General features: G+C 54.0%; 1 protein-coding gene, 5 tRNA genes, 3 rRNA genes and 1 pseudogene. All 10 read right to left on the reverse strand.

The window, feature by feature from the left end; translation table 11 throughout:
- Nucleotides 1-78 (reverse strand): annotated as a pseudogene (locus tag CDN36_RS22615) (GTP-binding protein); the annotation flags it as partial.
- Between the two features lie 73 nt (nt 79-151).
- Nucleotides 152-226: transfer RNA gene (locus CDN36_RS20125), tRNA-Thr, on the reverse strand.
- Nucleotides 227-260: 34 nt separating this feature from the next.
- Nucleotides 261-334: transfer RNA gene (locus CDN36_RS20130), tRNA-Gly, on the reverse strand.
- A 73-nt stretch (nt 335-407) separates the two neighbouring features.
- A tRNA-Tyr gene (locus CDN36_RS20135) sits at nt 408-493 on the reverse strand.
- Between the two features lie 172 nt (nt 494-665).
- Nucleotides 666-1,829, reverse strand: a complete 1,164-nt coding sequence (locus CDN36_RS22550) for a glycosyltransferase family 25 protein (RefSeq protein WP_353846873.1) — start codon at nt 1,827-1,829, stop codon at nt 666-668.
- An 87-nt stretch (nt 1,830-1,916) separates the two neighbouring features.
- Nucleotides 1,917-2,029: ribosomal RNA gene (rrf, locus tag CDN36_RS20145) — 5S ribosomal RNA — on the reverse strand.
- Nucleotides 2,030-2,154: 125 nt separating this feature from the next.
- Nucleotides 2,155-5,033 (reverse strand): 23S ribosomal RNA (locus tag CDN36_RS20150).
- 280 nt (nt 5,034-5,313) lie between these two features.
- A tRNA-Ala gene (locus CDN36_RS20155) sits at nt 5,314-5,389 on the reverse strand.
- 113 nt (nt 5,390-5,502) lie between these two features.
- A tRNA-Ile gene (locus CDN36_RS20160) sits at nt 5,503-5,579 on the reverse strand.
- A gap of 64 nt (nt 5,580-5,643) precedes the next feature.
- Nucleotides 5,644-7,176, reverse strand: a 16S ribosomal RNA gene (locus CDN36_RS20165).
- The 16S, 23S and 5S rRNA genes sit together here with 2 tRNA genes alongside, the layout of an rRNA operon.
- Nucleotides 7,177-7,311 lie beyond the last annotated feature (135 nt).

Below are 7,311 nucleotides of genomic sequence, written 5' to 3' on the forward strand. Positions count from 1 at the left end.
GGTCTTGCCATGGTCAACGTGACCGATGGTGCCAACGTTCACGTGCGGCTTGGTCCGCTCGAATTTTTCCTTTGCCATTTCCGACTCCTAACGGGGTTATCTTTTGCCGAGGTTGCTCGGCATGTTGATTGCCGCGCTTCACACTATCTTGTGGTGCCCATGGGCAGGATCGAACTGCCGACCTCTCCCTTACCAAGGGAGTGCTCTACCACTGAGCCACATGGGCGAATCCATTGCTTCTACTGCGTCTGCGCGTCACCTGGAGCGGGTGAAGGGAATCGAACCCTCGTCATAAGCTTGGAAGGCTTCTGCTCTACCATTGAGCTACACCCGCTTGGATTCCGACTCTCGCTTCTTGGTAACAAGCGCCGAAAACCGGGTTTTCGGCGCTCATTACTTCCGCATTCTGGTGGAGGAGGTTGGATTCGAACCAACGTAGGCGTAAGCCAACAGATTTACAGTCTGCCCCCTTTAGCCACTCGGGCACCCCTCCGCAGAGAATTTGCAATTATGGAGATGTCCCCTCGCCTTGTCAACACCTTCCCTGCATTAAATACGCAGATTCTGTGCCAGACATGGCGCCGAACTCTCATCCGCGAAGCAAGTCTTTGATTTTCTTGGAAATCGGGATAACAGGGGAGGCGGAGCGCCGGGCGTCGCGTCGCTCAGGCATGGTGCCCGAGTCTGCGACGGCGCCACGCATCCAGATGGCTGTTCAGACTGTCCCGCCCCATGTGGAATTCGCGGCGCAGCTTCTGAACGATGGAACGTTTCGCCTTGCGGCGGCCGTCGATCGTCGTGCCAAGTTGGTCATCTCTGTGATCGACGATCTTCGGCACCATGGAAATCATACGAACGCCGTGCTCCCAATTGCGGTTGAGCATATCGTCGACCGGGTGAATCATCCGCTTGCCGTATTCGAGCAGGGCGAGCGCCGCATCGCGGCGAATGAGATATCCCTGCGTTCCTCCCGGCTGCTTGCGATGGTCGCAGAGCGCACCACCGCCCGGCAACTCGCCGACTCGCCAACTACCGGCGGAGCCTTCGCTCTTGAGCCGCAGGATGCCCCACGGCACGGTGACCTCGAGCGCCGATGCCAGGCGTGGTGCGAAGTCGGCCATCAGTTCGATGTCATCCTCGAGGACACACCAGATGTCGTCGTCGGACCGGACAAGTGCTTGCCAGATCTGATAGTGGCTGTCGTAGCACCCAACTTCGCCAAGCGTCAGGTGGTTGCCGTAAATTCGGAGGCGCGTTTGCGCGTCATAGGTCGGCGGATATTCGCGAATACGCTTGGCGTCGAAGAATCGAAAGGGCACGCCCGCCCTCGCCATCTGCTCTGTCATATGGGCTCGACGATCGTGACTGTCGACAAGGGAGATGACAATGACTGGAGGTAACTTAAGCCCCGAGGAATACATCTGGTTCATTTCGTATTGAGTTGAGCTGCGCAAACGTCTTCGAGCGCCGGGTCGAGATGGGGTCCACGGCATATTAACGGACGAAGTCGATGCCAATGAAGGCTCCCGTTTCTGACAGGTTCGGCGACAGAACGAGTTGCGGTGGCGTAATGGCACAAATCTGGCCGGTTCCATGCAGTCAATCGAGGACGCGAATAAGTGCTCGCTACCGGAACTTTGGGTATTTCGCTGCGCTGCAGCGGCGTCTGCAACCCCGCCCCCCTGCCGAGCGCCCTCCCGAGCATGGATTGACCGAAGGCCAACGTACAAAAAGCGCTCCCTGTCCGCGTCGGCATGGCCTTGACGCCCCCCCCCCAGCGCATTGCGCCCGTGCCGGCATGGGGCCATCCATGCATACCGAGGCTTCATTTTCGGAGGCAGGCAAAAGCAACACTCAAGCGCGCCTGCAAAGCAAAAACCCCTTGCCAGGCGCCTGGCAAGGGGTTTTTAAGGGGAGCCTGACGATTACCTACTTTCACACGGGAATCCGCACTATCATCGGCGTGGAGTCGTTTCACGGTCCTGTTCGGGATGGGAAGGGGTGGTTCCAACTCGCTATGGTCATCAGGCATAACTTGTATGTTCCGCTGACGGGGTCAGCGAAACCAATTCGGAAGAAGCGTAGTACAACCTTGGGTTGTGATTGGTATCGGCACAGATTGCGATACTCACACCAGGAAAACACACTGGTTATAGGATCAAGCCTCACGGGCAATTAGTATCAGTTAGCTTAACGCATTACTGCGCTTCCACACCTGACCTATCAACGTCCTGGTCTTGAACGACCCTTAAGGGGAATCGAGTTCCCAGGGAAGTCTCATCTTAAGGCGAGTTTCCCGCTTAGATGCTTTCAGCGGTTATCTCTTCCGAACATAGCTACCCGGCGATGCCACTGGCGTGACAACCGGTACACCAGAGGTTCGTCCACTCCGGTCCTCTCGTACTAGGAGCAGCCCCCTTCAAACTTCCAACGCCCACGGCAGATAGGGACCAAACTGTCTCACGACGTTTTAAACCCAGCTCACGTACCTCTTTAAATGGCGAACAGCCATACCCTTGGGACCGGCTACAGCCCCAGGATGAGATGAGCCGACATCGAGGTGCCAAACACCGCCGTCGATATGAACTCTTGGGCGGTATCAGCCTGTTATCCCCAGAGTACCTTTTATCCGTTGAGCGATGGCCCTTCCATACAGAACCACCGGATCACTATGACCTGCTTTCGCACCTGCTCGACTTGTCAGTCTCGCAGTTAAGCACGCTTTTGCCATTGCACTATCAGCACGATTTCCGACCGTACCTAGCGTACCTTCGTACTCCTCCGTTACACTTTGGGAGGAGACCGCCCCAGTCAAACTGCCTACCATGCACTGTCCCCGATCCGGATTACGGACCTAGGTTAGAACCTCAAACAAGCCAGGGTGGTATTTCAAGGACGGCTCCACAGAAACTAGCGTTCCTGCTTCAAAGCCTCCCACCTATCCTACACAGACCGGTTCAAAGTCCAATGCAAAGCTACAGTAAAGGTTCATGGGGTCTTTCCGTCTAGCCGCGGGTAGATTGCATCATCACAAACACTTCAACTTCGCTGAGTCTCGGGAGGAGACAGTGTGGCCATCGTTACGCCATTCGTGCAGGTCGGAACTTACCCGACAAGGAATTTCGCTACCTTAGGACCGTTATAGTTACGGCCGCCGTTTACCGGGACTTCAATCAAGAGCTTGCACCCCATCATTTAATCTTCCGGCACCGGGCAGGCGTCACACCCTATACGTCCACTTTCGTGTTTGCAGAGTGCTGTGTTTTTATTAAACAGTCGCAGCCACCAGTTTATTGCAACCCCTTCACCCTTCTGGCGCAGGCCAGTCAAGCTACAAGGGCGTACCTTATCCCGAAGTTACGGTACCAATTTGCCGAGTTCCTTCTCCCGAGTTCTCTCAAGCGCCTTAGAATACTCATCTCGCCCACCTGTGTCGGTTTGCGGTACGGTCTCGTATGACTGAAGCTTAGAGGCTTTTCTTGGAACCACTTCCAATTGCTTCGCGAAACAAGTTCGCTCGCCCCACAGCCTTGAATTACGCACCCGGATTTGCCTAAGTGCCTTCTCCACTGCAGGGACCGGGACTTCCAACACCCGGACAACCTTCCGCGATCCGTCCCCCCATCGCATCATACGACGGTGCAGGAATATTAACCTGCTTCCCATCAGCTACGCATCTCTGCCTCGCCTTAGGGGCCGACTCACCCTACGCCGATGAACGTTGCGTAGGAAACCTTGGGCTTACGGCGAGGGGGCCTTTCACCCCCTTTATCGCTACTCATGTCAGCATTCGCACTTCTGATACCTCCAGCAACCTTTACAAGTCACCTTCACAGGCTTACAGAACGCTCTCCTACCATGCGAGCAAGCTCGCATCCGCAGCTTCGGTATATTGCTTAGCCCCGTTACATCTTCCGCGCAGGACGACTCGATCAGTGAGCTATTACGCTTTCTTTAAAGGGTGGCTGCTTCTAAGCCAACCTCCTGACTGTTTTAGCCTTCCCACTTCGTTTCCCACTTAGCAATATTTAGGGACCTTAGCTGGCGGTCTGGGTTGTTTCCCTCTTGACACCGGACGTTAGCACCCGATGTCTGTCTCCCGTGATTGCACTCTTCGGTATTCGGAGTTTGCTATGGCGAGGTAATCCGCAATGGACCCCTCAACCATGACAGTGCTCTACCCCCGAAGGTGATACACGAGGCACTACCTAAATAGTTTTCGGAGAGAACCAGCTATTTCCAAGTTTGTTTAGCCTTTCACCCCTATCCACAGCTCATCCCCTAACTTTTCAACGTTAGTGGGTTCGGTCCTCCAGTACGTGTTACCGCACCTTCAACCTGGCCATGGATAGATCACTTGGTTTCGGGTCTACACCCAGCGACTGAACGCCCTATTCGGACTCGCTTTCGCTACGCCTTCCCTATTCGGTTAAGCTCGCCACTGAATGTAAGTCGCTGACCCATTATACAAAAGGTACGCCGTCACCCCTTACGAGGCTCCGACTGTTTGTATGCATGCGGTTTCAGGATCTATTTCACTCCCCTCCCGGGGTTCTTTTCGCCTTTCCCTCACGGTACTGGTTCACTATCGGTCGATTACGAGTATTTAGCCTTGGAGGATGGTCCCCCCATCTTCAGACAGGATTTCACGTGTCCCGCCCTACTTTTCTCAAGCTTAGTTCCACACCAGGGTTTTCTCATACGGGGCTATCACCCACTATGGCCGGACTTTCCATTCCGTTCTGATAACACCGGTGCTAAATCTTGAAGGCTGATCCCATTTCGCTCGCCACTACTTTGGGAATCTCGGTTGATTTCTTTTCCTGCAGCTACTTAGATGTTTCAGTTCGCCGCGTTCGCTTCGCTAGACCTATGGATTCAGTCTAGGATGACCCAAAGGGCCGGGTTTCCCCATTCGGACATTTGTGGATCAATGCTTATTTGCCAGCTCCCCACAACTTTTCGCAGGCTATCGCGTCCTTCATCGCCTGTAATCGCCAAGGCATCCACCACATGCACTTATTCGCTTGACCCTATAACGAGAATGTCTTCCCGATATAGGTTGAGTTTTCGCGTTGTGCCGTATTCCAAGTCATCTTTCGATCACTTAAATACTGGTTGATACAATCACAACCCGTACAATTTCCACGCGCCATCTCTAACGCGCTTCCGTTGTACTACTTCTTCTTCCAAATTGTTAAAGAACAAATACTGCATGACATTGCTGTCATTCAAAAACATTCACGCAAAATCACTTGGGGATTTACTGCAGACGTAAAAGCTTTTGACTGACATCGATGCGATCCAAGAAATTGGTGGAGGCAGACGGGATCGAACCGACGACCCCCTGCTTGCAAAGCAGGTGCTCTCCCAGCTGAGCTATGCCCCCCGAATCAGTCTGATGCAGCCTGACAAAAAACCCCTCGCATACCCAGGTATGCCACGGCTTCTTGTGCCTTGCCTCAGCCAGATTTCTTTCAACCGGACATCGGTGGAAAGAGTTGGTGGGTCTGGAAGGACTTGAACCTTCGACCCCCGCCTTATCAAGACGGTGCTCTAACCACCTGAGCTACAGACCCGACTTAGATCTACGCAGTCAACAACCGATAAGCGTGAACACTCAACTTCCAGTGCATGCTCTAGAAAGGAGGTGATCCAGCCGCAGGTTCCCCTACGGCTACCTTGTTACGACTTCACCCCAGTCATGAATCCTGCCGTGGTAAGCGCCCTCCTTGCGGTTAGGCTACCTACTTCTGGCAAAACCCACTCCCATGGTGTGACGGGCGGTGTGTACAAGACCCGGGAACGTATTCACCGCGACATGCTGATCCGCGATTACTAGCGATTCCAGCTTCACGCAGTCGAGTTGCAGACTGCGATCCGGACTACGATCGGTTTTCTGGGGTTAGCTCCACCTCGCGGTTTGGCAGCCCTCTGTACCGACCATTGTATGACGTGTGAAGCCCTACCCATAAGGGCCATGAGGACTTGACGTCATCCCCACCTTCCTCCGGTTTGTCACCGGCAGTCTCCTTAGAGTGCTCTTGCGTAGCAACTAAGGACAAGGGTTGCGCTCGTTGCGGGACTTAACCCAACATCTCACGACACGAGCTGACGACAGCCATGCAGCACCTGTGTTACGGCTCTCTTTCGAGCACTCCCACCTCTCAGCAGGATTCCGTACATGTCAAGGGTAGGTAAGGTTTTTCGCGTTGCATCGAATTAATCCACATCATCCACCGCTTGTGCGGGTCCCCGTCAATTCCTTTGAGTTTTAATCTTGCGACCGTACTCCCCAGGCGGTCAACTTCACGCGTTAGCTACGTTACTAAGGAAATGAATCCCCAACAACTAGTTGACATCGTTTAGGGCGTGGACTACCAGGGTATCTAATCCTGTTTGCTCCCCACGCTTTCGTGCATGAGCGTCAGTATTGGCCCAGGGGGCTGCCTTCGCCATCGGTATTCCTCCACATCTCTACGCATTTCACTGCTACACGTGGAATTCTACCCCCCTCTGCCATACTCTAGCCTTGCAGTCACGAATGCAGTTCCCAGGTTAAGCCCGGGGATTTCACATCCGTCTTACAAAACCGCCTGCGCACGCTTTACGCCCAGTAATTCCGATTAACGCTCGCACCCTACGTATTACCGCGGCTGCTGGCACGTAGTTAGCCGGTGCTTATTCTTCCGGTACCGTCATCCCCCCGAGGTATTAACCCAGAGGATTTCTTTCCGGACAAAAGTGCTTTACAACCCGAAGGCCTTCTTCACACACGCGGCATTGCTGGATCAGGCTTGCGCCCATTGTCCAAAATTCCCCACTGCTGCCTCCCGTAGGAGTCTGGGCCGTGTCTCAGTCCCAGTGTGGCTGGTCGTCCTCTCAGACCAGCTACAGATCGTCGCCTTGGTAGGCCTTTACCCCACCAACTAGCTAATCTGACATCGGCCGCTCTTATAGCGCGAGGCCCGAAGGTCCCCCGCTTTCCTCCTCAGAGCGTATGCGGTATTAATCCGGCTTTCGCCGAGCTATCCCCCACTACAAGGTACGTTCCGATGTATTACTCACCCGTTCGCCACTCGCCACCAGGTGCAAGCACCCGTGCTGCCGTTCGACTTGCATGTGTAAGGCATGCCGCCAGCGTTCAATCTGAGCCAGGATCAAACTCTTCAGTTCAAACCTGTTACTGTTTTCGGTTGTGTGACCAACCGGTCGCTCTCAAAGTAGGCTGACAAGTTAATTGCTTAACTTACCTTTTACTATGTGAGCCTCAATAAATTTAAAGCTTATCTGCCGAAGCAGACGCACCAT

Source organism: Pandoraea sp. CB10b_02 (assembly GCF_002216225.1).
Taxonomy (GTDB): domain Bacteria; phylum Pseudomonadota; class Gammaproteobacteria; order Burkholderiales; family Burkholderiaceae; genus Pandoraea; species Pandoraea nosoerga.

Excerpts from the sequence above, each read along its gene's own strand:
- CDN36_RS22550 (WP_353846873.1), bottom strand. The coding sequence starts at position 1,829 with ATGAAGCCTCGGTATGCATGGATGGCCCCATGCCGGCACGGGCGCAAT.